This is a genomic window from Anaeromyxobacter soli, from assembly GCF_022808855.1.
GTDB classification, from domain to species: Bacteria; Myxococcota; Myxococcia; order Myxococcales; family Anaeromyxobacteraceae; genus Anaeromyxobacter; species Anaeromyxobacter soli.
The window spans coordinates 1-1,033 of record NZ_JAKZLF010000079.1 but is presented as its reverse complement, the minus strand read 5'-3'; the positions used below and the strand labels follow the sequence as shown (position 1 = coordinate 1,033).

General features: G+C 67.1%; 1 protein-coding gene. It reads left to right on the top strand.

All coding sequences use genetic code 11. The features are described 5' to 3' along the window. Positions 1-2: 2 nt before the first annotated feature. Positions 3-1,033 (top strand): elongation factor Tu (gene tuf, locus MLV88_RS23810; protein WP_242341610.1); only part of this gene is annotated, 1,031 nt, incomplete at its 3' end.

The following is a 1,033-nucleotide window of genomic DNA, read 5'->3' as shown; positions in this document are numbered from 1 at the left end:
TCATGGGCAAGGAGAAGTTCGAGCGCAGCAAGCCGCACGTGAACGTGGGGACGATCGGTCACGTCGACCACGGCAAGACGACGCTGACGGCCGCCATCACGAAGTACTGCGCGACGAAGGGCCGCGCGCAGTTCATGGCGTACGATCAGATCGACAAGGCGCCGGAGGAGCGCGAGCGCGGCATCACGATCGCGACGGCGCACGTCGAGTACTCGACGGAGAAGCGGCACTACGCGCACGTGGACTGCCCGGGTCACGCGGACTACGTGAAGAACATGATCACCGGGGCGGCGCAGATGGACGGCGCGATCCTGGTGGTGTCGGCGGCGGATGGTCCGATGCCGCAGACCCGCGAGCACATCCTGCTCGCCCGTCAGGTGGGCGTGCCGTACATGGTCGTCTTCCTGAACAAGGTCGACATGGTGGACGACAAGGAGCTGCTCGACCTCGTGGAGCTCGAGGTCCGTGAGCTGCTCACGGAGTACGACTTCCCGGGCAACGAGATCCCGATCGTGAAGGGGTCGGCGCTCAAGGCGCTCGAGGGCGACAAGGGAGAGCTGGGCGAGCCGGCGATCCAGCAGCTGCTGGACGCGGTGGACAGCTACATCCCGACGCCGCAGCGCGCGACGGACAAGCCGTTCCTGATGCCGGTCGAGGACGTGTTCTCGATCTCGGGCCGCGGGACGGTGGCGACGGGCCGCGTGGAGCGCGGGATCGTCAAGGTGGGCGAGGAGATCGAGGTCGTCGGCCTGAAGCCGACGGTCAAGACGGTGGTGACGGGCGTGGAGATGTTCCGCAAGCTGCTCGACGAGGGGCAGGCGGGCGACAACATCGGTGCGCTGCTCCGCGGCCTGAAGCGCGAGGAGGTGGAGCGCGGTCAGGTGCTGGCGAAGCCGGGCTCGATCACGCCGCACACCAAGTTCAAGGCCGAGGTGTACGTCCTGACGAAGGAGGAGGGTGGGCGCCACACGCCGTTCTTCAACGGCTACCGCCCGCAGTTCTACTTCCGCACGACGGACGTCACGGGTTCGGT